General features: G+C 61.9%; 19 protein-coding genes. 8 read left to right on the top strand and 11 right to left on the bottom strand.

Annotated elements, in window-relative coordinates; translation table 11 throughout:
• Window positions 1-27 precede the first annotated feature (27 nt).
• Entirely contained in the window at window positions 28-834 is an 807-nt protein-coding gene (locus ACQ4WZ_RS02035; protein WP_436572450.1) for a hypothetical protein, read from the top strand.
• Here ACQ4WZ_RS02035 and ACQ4WZ_RS02030 read toward each other — a convergent pair.
• The 5 genes from ACQ4WZ_RS02030 to imuA all read right to left on the bottom strand — a co-directional run bounded on the left by ACQ4WZ_RS02030 (window position 782) and on the right by imuA (window position 6,555).
• The gene (locus ACQ4WZ_RS02030; RefSeq protein ID WP_101482334.1) at window positions 782-1,558 is read right to left on the bottom strand and encodes an alpha/beta hydrolase family protein; all 777 of its coding nucleotides are present in this window, start codon (window positions 1,556-1,558) and stop codon (window positions 782-784) included. The two genes, ACQ4WZ_RS02035 and ACQ4WZ_RS02030, sit on opposite strands and share 53 nt — an antisense overlap.
• Before the next feature lie 80 nt (window positions 1,559-1,638).
• Entirely contained in the window at window positions 1,639-2,343 is a 705-nt protein-coding gene (locus ACQ4WZ_RS02025) for a glutathione S-transferase N-terminal domain-containing protein (protein WP_436572449.1), read from the bottom strand.
• Between the two features lie 167 nt (window positions 2,344-2,510).
• The gene (locus ACQ4WZ_RS02020) at window positions 2,511-4,238 is read right to left on the bottom strand and encodes a S41 family peptidase (protein WP_436572448.1); all 1,728 of its coding nucleotides are present in this window, start codon (window positions 4,236-4,238) and stop codon (window positions 2,511-2,513) included.
• Window positions 4,239-4,427: 189 nt separating this feature from the next.
• Window positions 4,428-5,915 (bottom strand): Y-family DNA polymerase, encoded by a 1,488-nt coding sequence (locus tag ACQ4WZ_RS02015; RefSeq protein WP_436572447.1) that lies wholly within the window; start codon window positions 5,913-5,915, stop codon window positions 4,428-4,430.
• A complete protein-coding gene (gene imuA, locus ACQ4WZ_RS02010; protein WP_101482338.1) occupies window positions 5,845-6,555 on the bottom strand; it encodes a translesion DNA synthesis-associated protein ImuA in 711 nt (236 codons plus the stop codon). Before imuA ends, ACQ4WZ_RS02015 begins: the two co-directional genes overlap by 71 nt.
• Before the next feature lie 217 nt (window positions 6,556-6,772).
• Between imuA and ACQ4WZ_RS02005 the strand changes: the two genes are divergently transcribed.
• On the top strand, window positions 6,773-8,038 hold the full coding sequence (locus tag ACQ4WZ_RS02005; RefSeq protein WP_101482339.1) for a putative Na+/H+ antiporter: 1,266 nt from the start codon (window positions 6,773-6,775) through the stop codon (window positions 8,036-8,038).
• Between the two features lie 64 nt (window positions 8,039-8,102).
• Here ACQ4WZ_RS02005 and ACQ4WZ_RS02000 read toward each other — a convergent pair whose 3' ends face one another.
• The 3 genes from ACQ4WZ_RS02000 to ACQ4WZ_RS01990 form a co-directional block, all read right to left on the bottom strand.
• Window positions 8,103-10,136 carry a GNAT family N-acetyltransferase gene (locus ACQ4WZ_RS02000; RefSeq protein ID WP_436572446.1) on the bottom strand — a complete coding sequence of 678 codons (2,034 nt, stop codon included), beginning with the start codon at window positions 10,134-10,136 and terminating at the stop codon, window positions 8,103-8,105.
• Window positions 10,137-10,219: 83 nt separating this feature from the next.
• Window positions 10,220-11,434 carry an MFS transporter gene (locus ACQ4WZ_RS01995; protein ID WP_436572445.1) on the bottom strand — a complete coding sequence of 405 codons (1,215 nt, stop codon included), beginning with the start codon at window positions 11,432-11,434 and terminating at the stop codon, window positions 10,220-10,222.
• Between the two features lie 305 nt (window positions 11,435-11,739).
• Complete coding sequence (locus tag ACQ4WZ_RS01990; RefSeq protein WP_436572444.1) at window positions 11,740-12,936, bottom strand: extracellular catalytic domain type 1 short-chain-length polyhydroxyalkanoate depolymerase; 1,197 nt, start codon at window positions 12,934-12,936, stop codon at window positions 11,740-11,742.
• Window positions 12,937-13,333: 397 nt separating this feature from the next.
• Here ACQ4WZ_RS01990 and ACQ4WZ_RS01985 point away from each other — a divergent pair, with 397 nt between their 5' ends.
• Window positions 13,334-13,795 carry a PRC-barrel domain-containing protein gene (locus ACQ4WZ_RS01985; RefSeq protein WP_133989843.1) on the top strand — a complete coding sequence of 154 codons (462 nt, stop codon included), beginning with the start codon at window positions 13,334-13,336 and terminating at the stop codon, window positions 13,793-13,795.
• A gap of 124 nt (window positions 13,796-13,919) precedes the next feature.
• Here the strand turns inward: ACQ4WZ_RS01985 and hrpA are convergent, their stop codons facing one another.
• Window positions 13,920-18,158, bottom strand: a complete 4,239-nt coding sequence (hrpA, locus tag ACQ4WZ_RS01980; RefSeq protein ID WP_436572443.1) for an ATP-dependent RNA helicase HrpA — start codon at window positions 18,156-18,158, stop codon at window positions 13,920-13,922.
• Between the two features lie 57 nt (window positions 18,159-18,215).
• On the opposite strand from hrpA, the gene argA reads away from it, so the two are divergent.
• Window positions 18,216-19,526, top strand: coding sequence for an amino-acid N-acetyltransferase (gene argA / locus ACQ4WZ_RS01975; protein ID WP_046685875.1), 1,311 nt, complete (start codon window positions 18,216-18,218; stop codon window positions 19,524-19,526).
• A gap of 47 nt (window positions 19,527-19,573) precedes the next feature.
• Here the strand turns inward: argA and kdsA are convergent, their stop codons facing one another.
• Complete coding sequence (gene kdsA / locus ACQ4WZ_RS01970; RefSeq protein WP_133989841.1) at window positions 19,574-20,419, bottom strand: 3-deoxy-8-phosphooctulonate synthase; 846 nt, start codon at window positions 20,417-20,419, stop codon at window positions 19,574-19,576.
• 219 nt (window positions 20,420-20,638) lie between these two features.
• Between kdsA and ACQ4WZ_RS01965 the strand changes: the two genes are divergently transcribed.
• Both ACQ4WZ_RS01965 and ACQ4WZ_RS01960 read left to right on the top strand, forming a co-directional pair.
• Window positions 20,639-20,911 (top strand): oxidative damage protection protein, encoded by a 273-nt coding sequence (locus ACQ4WZ_RS01965; protein ID WP_034750797.1) that lies wholly within the window; start codon window positions 20,639-20,641, stop codon window positions 20,909-20,911.
• A gap of 80 nt (window positions 20,912-20,991) precedes the next feature.
• The gene (locus ACQ4WZ_RS01960) at window positions 20,992-21,642 is read left to right on the top strand and encodes a DUF6622 family protein (protein ID WP_436573847.1); all 651 of its coding nucleotides are present in this window, start codon (window positions 20,992-20,994) and stop codon (window positions 21,640-21,642) included.
• A 20-nt stretch (window positions 21,643-21,662) separates the two neighbouring features.
• Here the strand turns inward: ACQ4WZ_RS01960 and rpiA are convergent, their stop codons facing one another.
• Window positions 21,663-22,340 (bottom strand): ribose-5-phosphate isomerase RpiA, encoded by a 678-nt coding sequence (gene rpiA, locus ACQ4WZ_RS01955; protein WP_436572442.1) that lies wholly within the window; start codon window positions 22,338-22,340, stop codon window positions 21,663-21,665.
• A 206-nt stretch (window positions 22,341-22,546) separates the two neighbouring features.
• On the opposite strand from rpiA, the gene ACQ4WZ_RS01950 reads away from it, so the two are divergent.
• Together ACQ4WZ_RS01950 and ACQ4WZ_RS01945 are read left to right on the top strand one after the other, a co-directional pair.
• Complete coding sequence (locus ACQ4WZ_RS01950; protein ID WP_101482346.1) at window positions 22,547-22,915, top strand: response regulator; 369 nt, start codon at window positions 22,547-22,549, stop codon at window positions 22,913-22,915.
• 2 nt (window positions 22,916-22,917) lie between these two features.
• Window positions 22,918-23,544, top strand: a complete 627-nt coding sequence (locus ACQ4WZ_RS01945; RefSeq protein ID WP_101482347.1) for a chemotaxis protein CheC — start codon at window positions 22,918-22,920, stop codon at window positions 23,542-23,544.
• The last annotated feature ends 5 nt before the right edge of the window (window positions 23,545-23,549 follow it).

The raw sequence follows: 23,549 nt of genomic DNA, 5'->3' as shown, positions 1-23,549 counted from the left end.
TTCATCGTCCCCTTGCTTTTTCCGTCCATGTTCCTGCTCTTTCTGCGCACCTGCGCCGTGCCCGCCCTGTTTTGTATGCTGGCCGGATGCCAGCAATCCGACCTGATCAAGGACTTTGAACAGAAGGTGCCGCTGCAAGACCAGCAACTGGCGCGGCATTACAGCGACTTGCTGCGTGAAAAACAGCTGGACTATGTGCGCATGGCTACCGAGCCGGGCAATAACGGCGATCAGATCCGCCAGGCGCTGCCCGCCTTGAGTGCCGCCTTCCCCGCAGGCGAGCCCCGGTACGTCAAGGTGGTGGGCTACCAGCGCATCGAGCAGCGCGATGCGCCTCAACTGCTGAGTGTCAGCTTCGAATATGCCTATCCTGAAAAATGGATCGTCAGCACCGTCGTGCTGAGAAAATATGGCACTGACGCCACCATCATGGGCTTGAGCGTGGCGCCGCAGAGCGCATCGCTGGAACAGCTGGCGACCTTCACGCTAGGCGGCAAATCGCTGCTCCACTACGTGGTGCTCGGCGCTGCCATCCTCTCCCCCTTGCTGATCCTGTCTACCCTGGTGTTATGCCTGCGCAGCAAGCTGACCGTCAGGAAATGGCCCTGGTTGCTGTTCATCAGCATCGGTTTCGGCCAGCTATCGCTCAACTGGGCGACGGGAAAGTACCTGTTTCTACCCATCGCCATCCAGCTGTTTGGCGTTGCCGCAGGCACCAGCGCCTACCAGCCCTGGACATTCATCGTCTCCCTGCCGCTGGGCGCCAGCGTATTTCTGCTAGTCAGGAAAAAACTGGCCGCGCCTGCAGGTAGCGCGCGCTCCACGCGGCGATGACGTTGGCGACATAGGCCGCATCATCGCGCCCCGTCAACAGATGGTCGGCATCGTCGAGCGAAACGAAACTTTTCGGGTGCTTCGCTGCCGTAAAAATATCCATCGCGTTCGACAGGCTCACCGTCGTGTCATTCGGCGCGTGCATCACCAGCAAGGCGCGGCGCAGGCCGGCGATGTCAGCCTTCAGGCTGTGGCTGCCAGCGTCGTCGACGAATTGCTGGCGGATGCGGAATGGCCGCCCTTCCAGCTGCACCAGCGCCTCGCCCTCGGCGGCGATTTGCTCCAGATGGTCGCTGAACATGCGCGTCACGTAGGCGGGCGTGCTGGGGGCGGCCAAGGTCACCACGGCCGTGGCTTCCGGCACTTGCGCGGCAGCGGCCAGCACGGCGGCGCCACCGAGGCTGTGGCCGATCAGCAATTGCGGCGCAGCATGTCTGGCCCGCAAAAAGTCGGCGGCGGCAAGCAGGTCGTCCACGTTCGACGAGAAATTGGTGGCGGCAAACTCGCCCTCGCTGGCGCCCAGCCCCGTAAAATCGAAGCGCAGCACGGCGATGCCGTGTTCCGTCAAGCCTTGCGCAATACGCCGCGCGGCCAGCACATCCTTGCCGCAGGTAAAGCAATGGGCGAACAGCGCATAGGCGCGGATGGCGCCGTCGGGCGCGTCGAGGCGCGCCGCCAGCACATGGCCATGCGCGCCGGGAAAATCTTGCCGGGTGGATTTCATTGTCTCAGATCAAAGCTGCCGCGCAGCGCGGCCGATGGCGCATTGTAGCGCCGCCCGGCCGCCGCCGCAGTTGGCCAACCTTAATCGCGCTTCGGTATGTCCAGGCCCTTGATGACGCCAGGCCGGGCCAGGAACGCTTGCAGCGCGCGCTGCACATTCGGAAAGTTGTCGAAGCCGACGAGGTCGCCAGCGCCATAGAAACCCACGAGGCAGCGCACCCACGGGAAGATGGCGATGTCGGCAATCGTGTACTGCCCGCCCATGATCCAGTCGCGGCCCTGCAGGCGCTGCTCGAGTACGCCCAATAGCCGCCTGGCCTCGCCGAGATAGCGCTCCAGCGGACGTTTGTCTTCATAGTCCTTGCCGGCGAACTTGTGGAAAAAGCCCACCTGGCCAAACATGGGGCCGATACCGCCCATCTGGAACATCAGCCATTGTATCGTTTCGTAGCGCAAGCCCGCGTCCTGCGGCAGGAACTTGCCCGTCTTTTCGGCCAGGTACAACAGGATGGCGCCCGATTCGAACAGGGCCAGCGGCTTGCCAGCGGGACCGTGCGGGTCGATGATGGCGGGAATCTTGTTGTTCGGATTGAGGGACAGGAATGCGGGCGACATCTGGTCGTTCTGCTCGAAGCTGACCAGGTGCGGCTCGTAAGCCAGGCCCAGTTCTTCCAGCAGGATGGAAACCTTGATGCCGTTCGGCGTGGGCAGAGAATACAGTTGCAGGCGCTCGGGATACCGGGCAGGCCATTTCTGGGTGATGGGAAAGTCGGAGAGTTGGGACATGGAAATCCTAATTGAGGTGTGCGACACGGCGCAAGAAAGCAAGTATAGCCAAGCATGGCAATGTGCGTTGCTTGGCCAGCACGTCCTGCCACCAGCAAGACCATGGGCTAACTGCGTGTAAGCGTGGATAGCGCCACTGGGCGGCCCGGAAATCGCCACGATTGGCATCACTGCTTGCGCTGGTTCAGCAGGCTCACCGCCTTGTTCAGCACAACATCCTCGCCTGCGGCCAGACTTTCTCTGGTGGCACGCACCTCGACATCGGGAAAAATACCGATACCCACGAATTCCCGCCCATCGGGATAGGTATCGCGCTTCGCGCAAATCCGCCCATGGCCGCCGCCCGGCAAATACACCAAGATGGGCTGGCCCGTACTGCCTCCGGTCGCCTCGCCTATCTTTAATCCTCTCTGCAATGTATCGAAGGAAACAAGAAAATCTTCCGCCGCCGAAAACGTTGCTGCGCCTGTCAGCACAGCCACCGGACCGTCAAAAACACGCTTCCGCGAATAATGCGCTTCACTGCCCTTTCCTCCGATGACTTTCCATACGATATCTGCACCGTCACTCCGGGAATAACCATTGTCACTCCGAACGTAACTCTTCGAAAACGGGATCGGCTGCCGGGTCAGATAACTGAGAATATCTGCACCAAACTGTGTAGAACCTCCACCATTTTTCCGGATATCGAGGACGAGCGCCTTGGCCTGCAGGATGTCAGGGAAAACCTTTTCCAATTTTCTGACGCCTTCATCACTCTCGAAATGGTCGAGGGAGAGATAGGCTATTCGCCCGGGCAACATCTTGAATATAAATGCTTCTTTTTTTTCAATATCGGCATGCCCCGACCTGGCGATGACTTCACTACGCTCCAGCCCGGACATATTGCGCAAGCCAAGCGTGATCGGCCTGTCCGCATCGCCCGCCAGGAGCTGATAACCATACGTGCGCAATTGACGATCCTGCTCCGTTGAACTGCTTACCAAGGGCAAAATGTATTGTTTCGCATAGTCCTGAACCGGTATGCCATCGATGCTGAGCACTTCATCGCCAACTGCAAGCCTGGCCTTCAGCGCAGGACTAGAAATTGCCTCTATGATTACTTTGTTGTCCAGCATGGCCGTGCGCAACGGTGGCCGGGCATACAATTTCTTGCTGAGTTCTGGCGGCGCATAAATATTCGTGTGGCCATCCCGGAGCAAGGGCGCCAGTTGCGACAGCACTCGGTAATATTCTTCCGTCGTTCCGGCTGCGATCACCTTGCCCAGGTATTCCAGGTAGACCTTATTCCAGTCGAGCTCCGGCACGTTGTCGAAATAGACGAAACTTTCCCTGACCTGGTGCCAAAATTGCGAAAGCCCCGCCACCCGCTCCTCGACGCTCAAGGTGGCGGCGTAGGGATACGCCGCCTCGGATGGCCATAGCTGCCTGGGGATAGCGGCAACGGACAGTATCTTTTGCACGCGTGGATCATCTGCCATCTTTGCCAGGCCGGGCCTGTCTTTCATCACTTTCAGCAGTATCGGCGTCCAGCTTATGTCGTTGATTTCCTGCAAGGTCTTGACCGCCTTGTCTTGCTGCTTCAGTTTGCCATACGTTTCGGCCAGGTCCAGCCTCAGATTAAATCCGCAAAATTTCAGATAAATATCACCAGCCGCCAGATCACGGATCTCCGGCCTGTCAAGATACACGAGGATGGTTTCCAGCGCCTGCGCATATTTTTTCAGCGCCGCCTGGTCATCCCTGGCATTGACAATGATGTTGAAAGCGGCTTTCCGCAGAAACTGTACGTGCTCGTAGCTTGCCATGGCAGTATGCGGAGGCGGCTGATGAGCGGCATGCGCCGGATTCCGACACAACATGAGTCCCAATACCAGCAGCAATAGCAGTTTCATATTTCCCCAAAGATATCGTACCGCGCCCTGGCCAGACATCCTGCATCCATCACACAAGATGCAGGCAGGCGGTCTGGCCATAAACAGGAGAAGCATCTTACAGGAGCAGGTCATGTCAATTATCTCCGTTTGTCACGGGACGCCGAGCGCAAAACAGGCAAGCATGGCGCGCAGGAACGGCTGCCCCACTCAGCCAAACAAGCCATGCAAAAACCAGCGCGGCGCGGCCTCTTCACCGCTGCCGGCGATGCGTTCGCGGTAGACCCAGTAATGGGCGTGGTCGAGGCCTTCGGCGATGAAATAATCGCGCGCCTGCGACTGGCCCCACCAGCCCGCCTCGATGCGCTCGGCGACGGACACCATTTTCAGGGGCGAGCCATAGAAGGGCCGGTGTTCGCGCATCAAGAGGGCAATGGGCTGGGCCAGCAGCCAGCCGGGACGGGGCATGCCGGGCAAGCCGGGCGGCAAGTCGGGCAGCGCGCTTTTAGCACCGGGCTTGGCAGGCAGCGGCAGCCACTGGTTCGCCGCTTCGGGGCGGTAATCGGCGCGCGGCACTGCCTGCAAGACATTCTCGGCGCCCAGGCGCGCCACCAGCAATTCCATCAGGCGCTGGCGCTCCTGCGGCGTGCCGCCCGGCTCGGGAAACAGGCTCTCGCTGGGCGGCGCCATGGGCTGCACCTGCAGCGCTTCCAGGGTGAGACCGATCACGGGCGCCTCCAGCACCAGCTGCGCCAGGCGCTCCTTGAGCAAACGCAACAAGTGTTCGTCACGCCAGACGGCGACACCCAAAGCCAGCTCGATGACAGTGGGCGGGCGCGCCACCCTGCCCCGCTCGTGCGCCAGCAGCAGTTGTATGCGCTCGACAGCAAATTGCCGCGCGCACAGCCAGCCCGTCATCTGCTGCAGCAGGCGGCGCGCGCCGAACAGCAGCGCGTCCGCGTGCTCCACGCGGTCGAACAATTCCAGGCTGGCGCGGAACGTGGGCGGCGCTTCGATCCACAGGTACAGTTCCGTGCTGTGGCCATGCGCGTCGTCGAGCATGTCCAGCAAGGCCCTGCCGCAGCGGCGCTGCAAGCCGGGCCGCGGCAAGTGGCGCAGCTGCCCCAGGTTACGGCAGCCGATGCCCTCCAGCCAGTCCAGGTAGGGGCGCGCGGGCGGCAGCAGGGCGCACGGCAGGCGGTCGAGGCGGCGCACGAGACTGGCCATGCTTAATGTCCGGCCCCGGCGCGTACCGGCGCGCGCCAGCAGCCAGGCGCCCCGCGCCGTGGGGGCACACGACAGCTGGGCCGTGTAGCCGAGCGCGCGCAAGCTGGCCGCGATTTGCCGGCACAGGGCGCGCACACCGCCAAACAGGCGCAGGCTGGCGCCCGCGTCGACCAGCAGGGTGGCTTCTTCGCCCTGCGCCACCAGCGGCGAGTATTGCAGCAGCGCCAGCGCCACCGCTTGCAAGGCTTGCGCTTCCAGTTCGTGCGAGCGTTCATGCAGGCGTGCCTGCGGCGCCAGCATCAGCGCGCCCGCGCGGCGCATGCCCGGCCGGATGCCAGCCGCCTGCGCCAGCGGCGACAGGACCATCACTTGCTCCTGCTCTAGCACCACGCTCAGGCGGTCAGCCGACCAGCGCGGGCAAAACACTTCGAGCGGAAGCAGGGGCAGGCACAGGCCGATCCAGAGTCGCATGACGCAGCAGTAAAGAAGGAGGTTGCAGGGGCAGGAACAGGGGCGCGTCGCGCTGCGGTCCCCGGCGCTTGATGAAGCCGATCTCGATGCCGCCGGCGGCCGGGCGCACGGACAGGCGCAGCGGCGCCGGCGACGCATCCTGCGCGCCGTGCAAGGGGCGCAGCATGCAGAACAGGGTGTTACCGCCTTGCGCGGCCAGGTGCAAGCGGCGCAGGCTGTCGGCGCGCACGTGCGACTGCCAGAACAGCAAGGCGCCGCAACTGCCGCTGCGCAAGATGTTTTCCGCCGCCCACAAGGCATCCTTGCTGCTGGCGCTCTTTAGCCACAGCAGCTGCGACGACACCAGTCCCTGCGCGGCCAGGGCCAGCGCCTGCGGCGGATGGGGCGGCTGCAGCAGCACAATGGGCAAGCCCGGCAGCTGCGCCAGCGCGGGCGCCAGCAGGCGCAATTCGCCGCTGCCCGGCTGCTGCACCAGCAGATCGATGAGGCTGCCGCTGGGCCAACCGCCGCCTGGCAGCTGCGCGGACAGGGCGGCAAAGCCCGTCTCCAGGCAGCGCGTGGCGCCCTGGCCCAGCTGCGATGCACGCCATAAAGAAGGGTGCAAGGCTTCCGGCGAGGCCATCAATTCGGAATGTTGCATAATTAGATATGAAGATGAATACTGTATGCATATACAGTACTATCCGACCCTCCTTTTGGCAAGGCTTATCTGCTTATTCTCTGTGCATCGCCGCTGCCCGGGCCGCTCCGCCATGTCCGAAAAACCCCGTTTCCGGCATCGATTGCTGTACCATAAGCACTCTCCTTACCGCCTGGCAAAGTACCAGTCGGCTCCCTCCGTCCATAAGGAAACGCATTTGACCACCATCCAAATCATCAGCGCCATCGTCTTCGGCCTTGCTCTCATCCACACCTTCGCCGCCAAATCGTTTGAAACCCTGGCGCAGCGCCACCCCCGTCATGCAGGCATGCTGCACTTGCTGGGCGAAGTGGAAGTCGTGTTCGGCTTCTGGGCCTTCATTTTGATCATCATCATGGCCTTTGTCTCGGGCGGCGAGGCGGCCATCGAGTATGCCGAATCGCGCCAGTACACGGAACCGCTGTTCGTCTTTGTCGTCATGGTGGTAGCCGCCTCGCGCCCCGTGCTCGACGCCGTGCAGCGCCTGTTGAAAAGCGTGGCGCGCGTCATGCCGCTGCGTACGGAACTGGCCCTCGTCTGGCTGGGACTGGCGCTCGTGCCCCTGACGGGCTCGATGATCACGGAACCGGCCGCCATGACCCTGGCTGCGCTGATGCTGGCGCCACAAATCTTCCGTCCGGGCATACCCGAATGGCTGAAATACGGCGCGCTGGGCGTGCTGTTCGTCAACGTGTCCATCGGCGGCACCCTGACTTCATACGCGGCACCGCCCGTGCTGATGGTGGCCACTACGTGGAACTGGGACAGCGCCTTCATGGCCAGCCATTTCGGCTGGAAAGCGGCCATCGCCGTGCTGATCAATGCCACGGGCGTGAGCATCCTGCTGCGCAAATATCTGCACAGCAACACGTCCGACATCAAGCCGAAAGCGGGTGACGTGGAAGCGCCGAAAGTGCCGCTGACCGTCAGCCTGGTGCACCTGGCCGTGCTGGCCGGCGTGGTAGCCCTGGCGCACCATCCCGTGCTGTTCTTCGGCCTGTTCCTGTTCTTCCTTGGCTTCGTGCAGGCGTATGAGCGCTATCAAAGCCCGCTGATCCTGAAAGAAGGTTTGCTGGTCGGCTTCTTCCTCGGCGGCCTGGTGGTACTGGGCGGCATGCAGCAATGGTGGCTGCAGCCCATCGTCTCCAGCCTGAAGCCGCTGGCCCTGTTCTTCGGCGCCCTGGGCTTGACGGCCATTACCGACAATGCGGCCCTCACTTACCTCGGTTCGCTGATCGTCGGCATGACGGACGAAGCGAAATACATGCTGGTGGCCGGCGCCGTGGCCGGTGGCGGCCTGACCGTCATCGCCAACGCGCCGAATCCGGCCGGCGTGGCCCTGCTGCGCCGCGGCTTCAAGGATGAGTCGATCGGCGCCGTCGGCCTGCTGGCCGGTGCCCTGCTGCCGACGGCCGTGGCCGCCCTGGCCTTCCTGGCCCTGTAAGCATGCACTGGGGCGGCTGCCGGCCGCCCCAGCTCCTCTCGGTTTCCCTCCTCAATTTCCCTCCTCAGTTGCCTTCGTACACCAGGAAGTGCAGGCGGTCATAGAACAGGCTGTAGGCATAGTCGAACGTGCCCACGCTGCGAAAACCCTTGTGCAGATACACTTGCAAGGCGTCGCTCTTTTCCCACACCGTCAGGGTGATGCGCGCACAGCCCTTGCGGCTGGCCAGGTCGCGGATTTCATGGAACATCTGCCGAAACAGGCCCTGCCCCCGGTATTTCTCGTCGATGGCCAGACTACTGACGAAACAGTCGTCGGCGCGCGCATGCGCGAGCACGAATGCGTCATAGGCATCGTCGAGCGCCTTCATGTCATCGCGGTAATACGAGACGGCGCCGCAAGCCTGGAACTCTGCCATCGTGGCGGCCGTGAAAAAGCCGATGAAACGGTCGTCCTCGTCATGCAGGCCGTGGATATGCGTCAGGTAAGGGTCGATGTTCTGCTGCCGCTGCAATTCGACGAACTGCAGATTGAGCTTGTTTCCAAACGAACAGTATTCAAGGTAACTGGTGGCAAACAGCAGTTTCGCCATGCGGTTCTTCGCCTCGTCGCCCAGCAGCTCACCTGGCACCAGCCTGAGCGGCGCATGCGACAGCAAGCCCGCCTGCGCCTCGTCGCCGGACGGGGCCGCATCGCCGATGGCCGGCATGCGGCTGCCGTGGCGGCCCACGGTGGGGCGCCAGAAATTGCCGGCGGAAATATGCTGCGAACGGTGGGCCAGCAGGTAGCGGCAAAAAACCGCATTCACGCGGTCCAGTTGCGGGTCCTCCGACAGCACCGAGTAATAGTGAAAATGCTCGATGTCCGCCCGCAACTGGGCCGCATACGCCATGCGCGGCACTTCCTCGATATCGAACACATCGACGATATTGACCAGGCGCAAAGGATCGTCGAGTTGCCAGTCGATTTCGGCTAGCCGCGCCACGCAGCGCGCATACGCGCGATGTTCCTCGTCGCTCAAGGGAATGTGCATGTCGGTAATGATATCGTCCAGCAGCCGCATGCCTCGGATGCCGCCCGTCACCGCTTCCCGCGCGCCGTCATACAGCACGCAATAGCGCTGGTAAAACTCGGCATGGCTGAGCAGGGTCACACCCAGGTTCTTCTTCCATTCGGCATAGAACTGGCCAAACAGCTGCGCCTCGAATTGCGGGCAAGAACGGGGGATTTCCCCATCGATGCCCGCATAAGCAAGGTTCACATTGCGCTGGATCACACGCAGCGCGGCATCGTTCTTCTTGGCGATCAGCATGCCCGTTTCATCGAGAAACAGATTCATCCAGCTGACATGCTGGCGCGCTTCGTCCTCGCCCTCCTTGCGCTGGAAATAATCGGGCACTTCCGGCTTCATCAGGAAAATCGTCGCCGGCTTATGCGGGATCGTATCGACATCCATATACATGCCGCCGTATTCGCACATGATGAGGATGCGGAAATAATCGGACAAGGTGGCGAAGTAGCGCTGCGCATGCAGGGTATCGAGGATATCGAAGCGGGCAGGAGCAAAGTCCAGCGCCAGCGCACGCAGCGAGTTGATATGCAGGGTCGTGCCACCGATGGCGTAGCGGCCTATCGTGTAGCGCCCTGCGCCACCCGTGGGGCTGAAGCGCTCGTCATGGCGCAATTGTTGCGCATCCCAGGCCCACAGGATGGAGACATATGGCGCACCGCCGTTGTGCCGCACCTCTTCCAGCGCCGCGCCCCACTGCTGGATCGCTTCACAGGCGACGGCCGGCAAGGGTCCGCCCATCCAGATGCGGTGCAGGTAGCGCTCGTCGTCGCCCAGTGCGCGCGTGGGGATACAGCTCAGCGAGGAACAGCTTGCCGCATTGAAATACGTAAAATTGCCGGCGACAAAGCTGCGCAGGGCGGCGATGCCTGCCTGGTGCTCCGCGGCCAGTTGCTCCAGGTCGCTTCCGGCCGGCCGAATATCGGCCAGAGTGATGTAATCAAGTTTCAGCCGGTGAATGCGAAACTCGTATTCCAGGTTGAAAATCTTTGCTTGATCGTGTTTTGAGGCCAGGTCATCTATTTTCATGGGCGCACCATTTTCCGCTGGAGGGTGTCAATAAACGTCGCAGGAGGTAACTCAAGGTCGGGAACATGCGCATCGTTGCGCCATCAGTGCCGGGCCAGCCGCACCTCGCTTTCCCGGCGCACCGCCATGCCGCGCGTAAACAACAGCAGGCAGCCGGCGATGACCACGATGACGGGGATATTGAGCAGCGCATACGTTTCCAGCGCATAGCCGAAGCGCTGGCACAGCACGTTGTACAGCTGCAGCCAGGCGGACAAATAAATGCAGTACAGCAAGCTCATGGCAGCCGTCGTCAGTGTCATCGATTCCTTGCTGGCAGTGATCGCGCTACGGATCAGGGCGCCATTGAACAGGCCGAAGCCGATGGAATAGACAAACATGCAGGCCGCAAACACGTCGACGTGATGGCGGCCCACGCCCGCGCCCAGCATGCCGGCGGCCGCGATCAGTCCGCCCAGGCGCAGCAGATGCCCGAGCGGGAAATCCTGGCGCAGGCGCTGGATGGCGATGCTACTGAAGACAAAGCCGGACAAAATCACGCATTGCAGGGCGATATACGTGGCGTAGGAGGCGCCCATCTCCTGCAGCACGAAGATGGGCGAAAAGCCGATCCAGGCCGTCAGGGGCACGGTGGCCAGCCCGGCCGTGAACATGCCGAACATGAAGCGCCCGTTGCTGAAAATGGCGACATAGCTGCGCACGATGGCGCGGCCATCCAGGCGCGGCTGTGCCGGCGCCGTGCGCGGCATGGTCTTGAACAGGCCCAGCAAGGACAGCAAGGCCAGCAGGCCGGAGAGGAAAAACACGTAGCGCCAGTCCAGCCGGCTGATGATGGCGCTGCCGAGGATGGGGCCGGCCAGGGGGGCGAGGATGGTGGTGCTCGACAGAATACTGCTGAGCTTGACGGCCGCCATGTCATCGAACAGTTCGTGGATCATGGCATAGCCGACGAAGATGAAGCAGCAGCCCATGCCCTGAATGAAACGCGCGACGAGAAATTGCTCGATCGAGGTGGCAAACGGCACGGCAAGCGTGGCCAGCAAGAACAAGGCATTGCCGCTCAGCATCAGCTTGCGCTTGCCGATGGTGTCGGCCAGCGGGCCCAGGAAAATCTGCAGCGAACTGCCGCCCAGCAGGTACAGACTCAGGGACAGCGGAACGAACGTCTTCTCCGCCTGGAACTCGTCGACGATGCCCAGCATCGCCGGCATGATCATGTCGTTCGATAGATAAATATTCAGTTCAAAGACGAGGAAAAACGCAAAAAACCACAGCAATTGCCTGGACTTGATGGACATGGCGCATTCCGTAACGTGGGTGGCTGCCGTCAGTGCGCATCGGCCGTCGGGGCATGGGACGGCGAACACAGCTTCACACTGAAAACGTGTACCAATTGTATACCAGTTAGTATTTTTAGCGCCTTTTTTTGTGAATTTTAAATACCGCAGCAATACCACTCGGACAAAATCCATGGTACTGCGGCAAAGGCATCTGTGCGGAAAAGGCGCGGCCAGCGTGCCGGCGCGCTGGCGCGGCCCTGCGGGGGCGTGGAAGAACGATGCATACCAGTGCCTGGCGCCGTTGCGGCGTTCGGCAGGCTGGCTTACAGTCGGCGGTGGCTGGAGAAGAAATCGAGCAGCATCTTGCTGGCGTCGGGCTTGGCCTTGTCATTGAACGGCAGGCTGGCGTCGCCACCGCTCCACGCGTGTTCAAGGTGATCGACCTGCGCCACGCGCAGCAGCACATCCTTGCCCACCTGATAATCGTGCAGGGCATATGCATGGGCCGGGGTGCGCCCGCCCGCCGCGCCGCCGGGCAGGCGCTGCGCCGTCACCAGCGTATCGGCTGGCAGGCGGTTGACGCGCACACTCTGGCGCACCAGCTGGGTCTGGTTGATCGGCCGCACCACCTTGTCAGCCTGCCCTTGCAGCAGGATGGTGGGCAGGCGGGGAAACGCGGGGTGGCGTGCCAGCACTTCATCGATGGCCACGTCGGCACGGGCGGCAGCGCCATGCTGCATCACCTGCAGCGCACCGATCAGACTATGCCCGGCGCCAAACACGGGCCCGGAATGCAGGCCCAGCGCGGCAAACAGATGGGGATGGTTCAGGGCCACGATATGGGCCATGCCGGCGCCGGCGGAGATGCCGCAGATATAGATGCGCGTGCGGTCGATGGCATAGCGGGCCGCCACCTGCTCGATGGCGCCGACGATCAGGCGTACGTCGCCGCCCCCCTCCTGCGTCAGCTTGTCATACCACTTCCAGCAGCGGCGTGCATGCGAACGCAACGATTGCTGCGGATACAGCACGGCATAGCCCTTGCGTTCAGCCAGGCGGTTCATGCGTGTGCCTTCGGCAAACTGCGTGGCGCTCTGCTCGCAGCCGTGCAGCATCACCAGCAGCGGCCGGCCCCGGGTGCGCATGGCGGCGCTCGGCGCCTTCTCGGGCAGGTACAGGAAATACGGCAGGCGCCGGCCCGGCAATGGCGCATAGTGGGCGGCCAGCCACTTGCCCGGCGGGGGCGCCGTTCGCTTGCGCACGCGCGGGGGCGACAGGGGCGTGGCGAAGGGCGCCAGCGCGGCTGGCGCATCGCTGGCGGGCCTGGCACGCGCCTTGGCGACGGTTTTCACCACCGCCTTGGCGCCGGCCTTGTGCACGACCTTGTTCACTGCCTTGCGAGGCTTGGGCTTGGCCGGCACGGGTCCGAACAGTACCTTGGCCAGCTTGGTCGCCGTGCGCTGCTGCGCCTTACCGGCACGCAATAGCCCGCGCAGCCATTTGGTGGCGGGCTTCACCATGGAAAATCTCGCGCATGTGGTCGTGGAGCGTACCGCAAGTTCATCCCTCTGCATCGTTGCATCGTCAGCATGTGCGGCCTCCTCCTTAGAACGCATAGGGTACCGCAGTTGGCGGACAACACCGTACGTTTGCGCACCGATAAAAGTGCCGCTAAGTAATCCTCAGGAAATTATTGTGAATTTGTGCCAAACAGAACCGGATGCTATGCAAGGCGCCCATTGCGACGCAGTGCGAGCACTGCTAGCAGTGGGCAACGCCGCAGAGCGCCGGTTATGGAAGTCAGAAATCATAATAATTTATTGGGGGTTACTTAACACCATTGAGGCAGATCAAGCGCGACCTTGTACGCATGCGTAATCTGGGGACTCGATCAGCCCTTCACGAGGAGAGAACACCATGAGCTATCTGGACCGCGACATCCTGGGCATGTACCGCGACCACGACAGCCCTGAGCCGGACCTGCTGGGGGTCGACACCCTGATCGGCGACGATGTCTACAATTACGGCGACGAGGAACTGGGCAACATCAAGGAAATCATGCTCGACATGCGCACCGGCCAGATCACCTATGCCGTGCTGTCCTTCAGCGGCATTCCGGGCATGGGCGACAAGCTGTTTGCCGTGCCCTGGGAACGCCTGATGCTGGACCCCGTCAACAAGCGCTTCCTGCTGAATGTGGAAAAAAACCGGCTGAAAGATGCGCCCGGTTTCGACAAGAACAACTGGCCCGACATGAGCAGCGATGCGTGGAACCAGCAGATGGAAGCGTTCTATGGCGGCGGCGCCATGGCAGCGGGCCGCATGCAGTCTGGCAGCGACCTGGGCTCACGTTCCTCGCTCAGCGATGATGAGAGGTAGAACCTGGGTCGGGTAGGTCGGATTAGCGGCGTAGCTGCGTAATCCGACACCACCAGCGACACCGCACCACCGTCGCGCCAACGATGGCGTCGGATTACGCGTGGCTTCGCCCCGCTAATCCGGCCTACCGCTGCATCGATTCCCATACCTTTTGCAACCGTTTCGCCGACACCGGCATCGGCGTACGCAATTCCTGCGCAAACAGGGACACGCGCAGCTCTTCGAGCATCCAGCGGAACTCGACCAGTTTCGGGTCCGTGTTCTTGCCGGCCTGGCGGTCCTTGGCCTGGCGCAAGTATGGTGCGGCCGCCGATTGCCATTCGGCCATGAGCTTGGTGTCGCGCGCGGGGTCGGCGCGCAGCTTTTCCAGGCGCACGTTGATCGCCTTCAGGTAGCGGGGGAAATGCGCCAGCTGCGTGTACTCGTTTTCCGTCAGGAAGCGTTTATGCACGAGTCCCTGCAGCTGCGACTGGATATCGGTCGCCGCAGCAGGGGGAATATTCTGCAGGCGCTTGGGCAAGCCGTGGAATTCCGTCAGCACTTGCGACAGCAAACGGGCGATTTCATTGACCAGCAACACGAGGCGCGACTTGCCCTCCGCCTGGCGCTTGGCGAACGAGGCGGCGTCCAGCGGCAGCGGATCTTGCAAGCAAGCAATATCAAGCGCCTTGTTGATGATTTGCTCGCGCAACTCTTCCTGCGAACCCAGGGCCATGAACTGCATGCCCATCTGCTGCAAGCCGGGAATGCTTTTCTCGACGTACTTGATCTGCTCCTTCATTTGCAGCGCAAACAATCGGCGCAAACCGATCTTGTGCGTGCGCGCGGCCACGGTCGGGTCGTCAAACACTTCCAGGTCGCAATGCGTGCCCTTGTCGACCAGCGCCGGGAAGCCGATCAAGGTCAGCTTGCCCTGCACGATTTCCAGCAGTTCCGGCAATTCGCCAAAAGTCCAGGCCGTCAAGCCCATGTGCTGCGAGACGGTGGCATTCGGGGACGCCGGCGCCGCAGCGGCAGCCGCTCCCTTGGCCGGCGCGCCGCCCTTGCCTGTTGCAGCGTTGGCGGCGGCACCCTGGGCTTGCGCCTGCAGCCGCGACGCCACTTGCGCGCCCGCCACCTTGGCACCGGGCGTGCCCGTGCCGGAAACGCCCGACACTTCGGCCAGTTTCTGGAAACTCTGGCGCGCCTGGCCGCCGAATTCCGCCTGCAGGGTGGCCAGGTTACGGCCCATGTCCAGCTGGCGGCCATGCTCGTCGATCACCTTGAAATTCATGAAGTGATGGGCAGGCAGGGTTTCCGGCTTGAAGTCCGTCGTCAGCACATTGATCGTAATTTGCGTGCGGATGTCGAGGATGATGGCGTCGATCAGGTCACCCCGGCCAAACACGCCCGCCTCGTGCACGCGCTCGCAGAATTTCGCCGCATAGTCAGGCAAGGGCACGCAGTGGCGGCGCAGCTTTTGCGGCAAGGACTTGAGCAGCAGATGCACTTTTTCCTTCAGCATGCCCGGCACCAGCCATTCGCAGCGCTCGCGCGGCAACTGGTTCAGCGCATACAGCGGCACGCTCAACGTCACGCCATCGCGCACGCTGCCCGGCTCGAAGTGGTACGTCAGGCCCATTTCCAGGCCCGTCACGGACATGGTTTTCGGGAACAGATCCGTCGTCACACCGGCCGCCTCGTGGCGCATCAGCTCTTCGCGGTTCAAATACAGCAGCTTCGGATTGTCGCGCGTGGCGTCCTTGTGCCATTTTTCGAAACCGGCGCCATTGCACACGTCGGCCGGCAGCAGCTTGTCGTAGAAGGCGGCGATCAGTTCATCGTCGACCAGCACGTCCAGGCGGCGCGATTTGTGCTCAAGGTTTTCGATGTCCTTGATCAGCTTGTGGTTGTGCGCAAAGAATGGCGCGCGCGTGTCGAAGTCGCCGCCGACGAGCGCATCGCGGATGAAGATTTCGCGCGCTTCCGGCAAGTTGAAATTGCCGTAATTGATGCGGCGCTGGCTGTACACCACCAGCCCATACAAAGTCGCCCGTTCGGACGCCGTCACCTGTGCCGAACGCTTTTCCCAACGCGGCTCGCCCCACGATTTCTTCAGCAGGTGCACGCCCACTTTTTCCAGCCACTCGGGCTGGATCTGCGCCACGCAGCGCGCGTACAAACGCGTCGTGTCGACCAGTTCGGCCGCCATGATCCACTTGCCCGGCTTTTTCAGCAGCGAGGAACCGGGCCAGATGTGGAACTTGATGCCGCGCGCGCCCAGATAGCCCGCACCCGGCTCGTCCTCGCCCTTGAAACCGATATTGCCCAGCAAGCCAGTCAGCAAGGCCATGTGCAAATTATCATAGGTAGCAGGTGCTTCGTTCAGGCGCCAGCCCTGTTCCTTGACGATGGTCAGCAACTGCGAGTGCACGTCGCGCCATTCGCGCAAGCGCATCTGCGACAGGAAATTCGTGCGGCAATTGTCCTGCAACTGGCGGTTGGTTTTCTTGTGCTCGATGGCAGACTCGAACCAGCGCCAGATTTTAAGATAGCTCAAGAATTCCGACTTTTCATCGGCAAACTTCTTGTGCGCCTCGTCAGCCGCCTGCTGGTGCTCCATCGGGCGGTCGCGCGGGTCCTGCACCGACAACGCGGAGGCGACGATCAGTACTTCCGTCAGGCAGGCGTTATCCAGCGCGGCCAGGATCATGCGGCCCACGCGCGGGTCCAGCGGCAGCTTGGCCAGCTTGTTGCCCAGCGGCGTCAGTTTATTGACGTCATCGACGGCGCCCAGTTCCTGCAGCAACTGGTAGCCGTCGGCCACCGCACGCGCCAGCGGCGGCTCGATGAAGGGGAAGGTTTCCACGTCCGTCAGGTGCAGGGATTTCATGCGCAGGATGACGGCCGCCAGCGAGGAGCGCAGGATTTCCGGCTCCGTGAATTTGGGCCGCAGCAAATAATCCTGCTCTTCATACAGGCGGATGCAGACGCCATCGGCCACGCGACCGCAACGGCCAGCGCGCTGGTTGGCGGCCGACTGGGCGATCGGCTCGACCTGCAGTTGCTCGACCTTGTTCCGATAACTGTAGCGCTTGACCCGCGCCAGGCCCGCGTCGACCACATAGCGGATGCCGGGCACGGTCAGCGAGGTTTCCGCCACGTTGGTCGCCAGCACGATGCGGCGCGCATTGCTGGTCTTGAACACGCGCTCCTGCTCTTCGGCGGACAAACGGGCGAACAGGGGCAAAATCTCCACATGCGGCGGATGGTGTTTGCGCAGCGCTTCGGCGCAGTCGCGGATTTCGCGCTCACCGGGCAAGAACACCAGCACGTCACCCGAGCCGATGCGGCACAGCTCTTCCACGCCATCGACGACGGCATCCATCAGGTCGCGCTTTTCGCGCGCGGCGGCGGTGCGCTGGCCCGGCTTGTCGGCATTGCTGCCTGCGCCCGGCATGGCTACCTGCTCGCGTTCCACGGGGCGGTAGCGCACTTCCACCTGGTACAAACGGCCCGACACTTCGATCACGGGCGCCGGCTTTTCCGGCGTGCCGAAATGGCGCGAGAAGCGTTCCGCATCGATGGTGGCCGAGGTGATGATGATTTTTAAATCGGGGCGGCGCGGCAGCAGCTGTTTCAGATAGCCGAGCAGGAAATCGATGTTCAGGCTGCGTTCGTGCGCTTCATCGATGATGATGGTGTCGTAATTTTTCAACAACGGGTCGGTCTGCGTCTCGGCCAGCAAGATACCGTCCGTCATCAGCTTGACGGAGGCGCCACGGCTCAGGGTATCGGTAAAGCGCACCTTGAAACCCACCGTTTCGCCCAGCGGCGTTCCCAGCTCCTGCGCGATGCGCTTGGCCGTCGAGGAAGCGGCGATACGCCGCGGCTGCGTATGGCCGATCATGCCCTTCTGGCCACGTCCCAGTTCCAGGCAAATCTTCGGCAACTGCGTCGTCTTGCCGGAACCCGTCTCACCCGAGACGATGATGACCTGGTTTTCCATCAGGGCCTTGGCGATTTCGGCGCGCCGGCCCGAAACGGGCAAGTCTTCCGGATAGGTAATCGGCGGCAGCGGATTGCGGAATGCCTTTTCCGCCTCGCGCGCGGCGCGGGCAGCGTCACGGCTCTCGCGACTCTCGCGCTCTTCGCGGCTAGCCTGGTCATTGCGCGGCGCCTGCCCCTCGCGCGGCGGGCGCGGCGCGCGCTGCTGCTGTTGCTGTTTCTGCTGTTCCGTGCGTGGCGCCTGCGGCCTTTGCTGGCTCACGGGCGGGCGCTGGCGGCCCTGCGCAGGCGCGGCGGCAGGCGTGGAAACATCCCCGCTGGCGGGCACATTTGCAACGGAGGAAGGAGGGGAAGACTTATTGCTGGCTGAAGACATTGTTTTTTTACAGGTATTTTAAGCGCGCACATCGCGCAGCGAATTATAATGCGCTTAATGGAAAACCCTACCCAATTCGTCCAATGGCTGCGCTCGGTCGCGCCCTACATCCACGCCTTTCGCGGCAAGACCTTCGTGGTCGCCTTCCCCGGTGAACTCGTCAGCGCCGGGGCGCTGCAGGTGCTGGCCCATGATTTGTCCCTGCTACATGCGCTGGACATCAATGTCACCGTTGTCTACGGCTCGCGGCCGCAGGTGGCGGAACAACTGGCCTTGCGTAACGTCGAAGGCCGCTTCCACAATGGCGTGCGCATCACGGACATCGCCGCGCTGGAATGCGCGAAAGAGGCCGCCGGCGAGCTGCGTCTCGATATCGAGGCCGCGTTCAGCCAGGGCTTGCCGAACACGCCCATGTCGCATGCGGCCATCCGTATCATTTCCGGCAACTTCATCACGGCGCGCCCGCTGGGCGTGATCGATGGCGTGGATCTGGAACTGACGGGCATCACGCGCAAGGTCGACGCCGAAACCATCCATTCCATCCTCGGTTCGGACGGCCTGGTGCTGCTGTCGCCGCTGGGATTCTCGCCCACGGGCGAAGCGTTCAACCTGACCATGGAAGACGTGGCCTGCAGCGCCGCCATCGCCCTGCACGCGGACAAACTGATTTTCATCACGGAAACGCCGATGATGGAAGACGCCACGGGCGTGGAAATCCGCGAACTGTCGTCGCACCAGGCCGAAGCCGTGCTGATGGCCGGTTTCCTGCCGGACGCCACGGCGTTCTACCTGAAACATTGCGTCAAGGCATGCCACAACGGCGTCGAGCGCTCGCACATCGTGCCGTTCTCGATGGACGGTTCGGCCCTGCTGGAATTGTTCACCCATGATGGCGTGGGTACCATGATCAGTCATGAAAACCTGGAAAGCCTGCGCCAGGCCACCATCGAAGACGTGGGCGGCATCATCAAGCTGATCGAACCACTGGAAGCGGACGGCACCCTCGTCAAGCGAGGCCGCGAGCTGATCGAGCGCGAAATCGATTATTTCTCCGTCATCGAACATGATGGCGTGATCTTCGGCTGCGCCGCCCTGTATCCCTTCCCCGCGCAAAAGATGGCGGAAATGGCATGCCTGACCGTCAACCCGGAAGTGCAAGCCCAGGGCGACGGCGAGCGTATTCTGAAACACATGGAGAACCGCGCGCGCGCCGCCGGCCTGAACAAACTCTTCGTGCTGACCACGCGCACCTCGCACTGGTTCAAGAAACGGGGCTTCGTACCGGCCACCGTCGACGATTTGCCGAAGGACCGCCAGCATATGTATAACTGGCAACGTAAATCCCAAGTGCTCATCAAGACACTGTAAAACTGAAAAAGCCCGGCATGCCGGGCTTTTTCATTACTTAAACAGGATTACTTGATATTCAGCGGTGCGAACGATTTCACCAGGTCGTCGAGCGCCTTCAATTGCGCCAGGAATGGTTCCAGCTGGTCCAGCGGCAAGGCGCTCGGGCCGTCGCAGCGGGCGTTGTCGGGGTCCGGATGGGCTTCCAGGAACAGGCCGGCGATGCCGACGGCCAGGCCGGCGCGGGCCAGGTCCGCCACTTGCTGGCGGCGGCCACCCGAGGCGGCGCCACCGGGGTCGCGCTGCTGCAGCGCGTGCGTGACGTCGAAGATGATAGGCAAGTCGTCACACGTTTTCTTCATGACGCCAAAGCCCAGCATGTCGACCACCAAGTTATCGTAGCCCAGGCAGGTGCCGCGGTCGCACAGGATCAATTGGTCGTTGCCCGCTTCCTTGAATTTCTCGACGATATTGGCCATCTGGCCAGGGCTCAAAAACTGCGGCTTCTTGATATTGATGACTTTACCGGTTTTCGCCAGGGCCACGACCAGGTCCGTCTGGCGCGCCAGGAAGGCGGGCAATTGCAGCACGTCCACCACTTCGGCCACTTGCTGCGCCTGCCATGGCTCATGCACATCGGTAATCACGGGCACCCCAAACGCCGCCTTCACATCCTGGAACATGCGCATGCCTTCTTCCAGGCCCGGACCGCGGTAGGAATGAATCGATGAACGGTTGGCCTTGTCGAAACTGGCCTTGAACACATATGGAATGCCCAGTTTTTGCGTCACGCGCACATATTCTTCGCAGGCGCGCATGGCAAGATCGCGCGATTCGAGCACGTTAATGCCGCCAAACAGCACGAAGCTGCCTGTATTGCTGACATCGATGCCATGGACTTTCACTGAGGTCATAGGGATTCCATATTGGTTAATTGTTATTACTTACTGTGAAGAGGCGCAGCCAGCGGCTGGCGCGATAAGGCATCTTACTAGCTGGGGCGGCGCAGATCAAATTTGATCCAGCGCAAGGGACCGGCAAACGGCGCGTGGCCTGGCCGCGACGGCCCCGCGAGGGCAGGCGCAAAGTGCCTTATAATCACGCTTTATCTCTATACTGATTCAGGAGCACAGATGGCCCGCACGATCCACTGCATCAAACTCAACAAGGAAGCCGAAGGACTGGATTTCCCACCGTACCCGGGCGAACTGGGCAAGAAGATTTACGAATCGGTGTCGAAAGAAGCGTGGGCCGCCTGGCTCAAGCACCAGACCATGCTGGTCAATGAAAACCGCCTGAACCTGGCCGACGCGCGCGCCCGCAAATACCTGGCCACGCAAATGGAAAAACATTTCTTCGGTGATGGCGCCGATGCGGCCATGGGCTACGTGCCACCAACGGAATAAGTTTGATCGCTTGCCCGTGACCACGTCACGGGCAGTTTTACCTTCGTTTCACGCCCTCCCCCGCCGTTTCACGGCACCTCATCCCCGTTTCGTCGCAAGCGCCTCGCCGACCCTGCCGCCGGCTGGCACAGTACGTCCATCGACAACTTCATTCCAGGGCGGACACCATGTTGCAGCAAATCTTCAGCCACACTCCCCTCTACGTCTGGGTCATCCTGGGCTTTCTCGTCTACCGCGGCGTGCTAGCCAGCCGCGCGCGTGAAGTGACCTTGCGCAAGCTGTGCATCATTCCCCTGGTCATGCTGGCCCTGTCCCTGAGCGGCGTGTACGGCAGCTTCGGCCTGGCCGGCATCGCGCCATTCGCCTGGACCGCCGGCGCCCTGGCCGGTGCGGCGCTGGCCTGGACGCTGGTCGATACAAACAAGATCGTGCCCATTACCGAGCGGGGCAGCGTGCGGCGCCCTGGCAGCTGGGTACCATTGATCTTGATGATGAGCATCTTCTGCATGAAATATGCGGTTGCCGTGACCCTGGCCATCGCCCCGGCGACTGCCCATGCGACCGGCTTCGTCGTGCCAGTCTGCCTCGCCTACGGCAGCTTCAGCGGCATCTTCCTCGGCGGTTTGCTGCGCACCGTGGCCGTGTACCGGGCGGTGCAAACGGAAGGCTGGGGTCAGACCCGGCGGGGGAATGCGCCCCAGTGGGGCGCATTCCGATCACGCGGTGACTGACCCCGGATTTCTGCTACGTATCAGTATGCCAACGTCCGCACGCCTTCCGGCGTGCCCAGCAGGCAAACGTTGGCGCCGCGCACGGCGAACAAGCCGACGGCGATGACGCCGACGATCTGGTTGATCTGCTGTTCCAGCGCCACCGGGTCGGCGATCTGCAAGCCCAGCACGTCGATGATTTCGCCACCGTTGTCAGTGATGAACGCTTCGGTGCTGCCGGCCTTCAGGCGCAAGCGGGGCGTGCCGCCCAGCGCAGCCAGCTGGCGTGATACGGCGGCGCGCGCCATCGGCACCACTTCCACCGGCAGCGGGAAGGCACCCAGGGTATCGACGAGCTTGGAGCCGTCGGCGATGCAGACGAACTGCTTCGCTACGGAAGCCACAATCTTTTCACGCGTCAATGCTGCGCCGCCGCCCTTGATCATGGCGCCGCTGGCCGTGATTTCATCGGCGCCGTCGATGTAGACGGCGATCGACTCGACGTCGTTGAGGTCGAAGACGGCAATACCATGACCGGCCAGGCGGGCGGCCGTCGCTTCGGACGACGCGACGGTGCCCTTGATGGTGTCCTTGATCTTGGCCAGTTCATCGATGAAAAAATTGGCGGTGGAACCGGTGCCGACACCGATGATTTCACCCTCAACCACATAGGCTATGGCGGCGCGGGCTACGGCTTGCTTCAATTCGTCTTGGGTCATGACATTCAGGCTAAAGTGGGGAATGGCGCTATTTTAACGGATTGCCGGCCCGGCTAGCCGGCCATGGTGACCGGCCATTCCATTTGATACAACAGGCAAGTGGGAAAACCTTGCCATAGGGCAATTCCCCATTCAATTACTCTCTATGGCCCTTAAAATATGCGAAAATGGAACGATAGCCCGATATGACGTTTCAGGAATAGCCAATGAATCACAGTAAGCAGGTACTTGTTGTCGATGACAGCAGGGTTTCACGTTTGATGTCGCATCAGTTCATCCTCAGTAAACATGCCGACTGGCAAGTGATTGAGGCGGCGACGGGTGAAGAAGCCCTGGAAAAAGTCAAGACAGCCAGCCCTGCCCTGATATTACTGGATGTCAACATGCCCGGCATGGGCGGCGTGGCGGCGGCGGAACAATTGCGCGCGCTGTGCCCGAAAACACACATCATTCTCGTCACGGCGAATGTGCAAAACGCCATCCGCAACCGCGCCAGCGAACTGGGCGTGGGCTTCATGGAAAAACCCATCACGGAAACCCGCATCCATCAGCTGATCGAATCACTGGGACTGTGAGCATGGTCAATCTCTCCGAACTCGAAAACGATGCCCTGGTAGAGATATTCAACATCGGGGTAGGCCATGCGGCCGCCTCGATGAGCGAGATCGTCAACGAAGAAGTCACCATGTCGGTGCCGTCGATCACCTTCCTGAACCGTGCCGACGCGGCCGCCCTGCTGGGCAGCAAGAAGGATGGCGAACGCATCTGCGGCGTCAGCCAGCATTACGATGGCGCCTTCGCCACCGAGGCCATCCTGATGTTCCCGGAAGACAAGAGCCTGGAAATCGTGCGCCTGATGGTGGGCGACGCCATGCCGCTGCAGGAACTGACGGAGATGGAACAGGAGGCGATGAGCGAAATCGGCAACATCATCCTCAACTCCTGCGTGGGTACCCTGGCCAACCTGTTCGACAGCGAACTGCATGGCTCGCTGCCCCTGTACCACGTGGGCACCAGCGCAGAAATCCTGTCATCTTTCGGTGGCCACGATGACGACGCCGTCGTGCTGATGCTGCATATCGACTTCGTGCTGTCCCGGCACCAGATCCACGGCTATGTCGCCTTCGTGCTCGACCTGTCCGCCTTGCACGACCTGAAGCAGCAGGTCAGCCACTATCTGGCCAAGGTACTGGGACAGGCGTGACGATC

The sequence above is a fragment of the Janthinobacterium darwini genome (assembly GCF_051380905.1).
Lineage (GTDB): Bacteria > Pseudomonadota > Gammaproteobacteria > Burkholderiales > Burkholderiaceae_D > Janthinobacterium.
The sequence above is the reverse complement of the archived record's forward strand: the minus strand, read 5'-3'. Positions and strand labels throughout refer to the sequence as shown.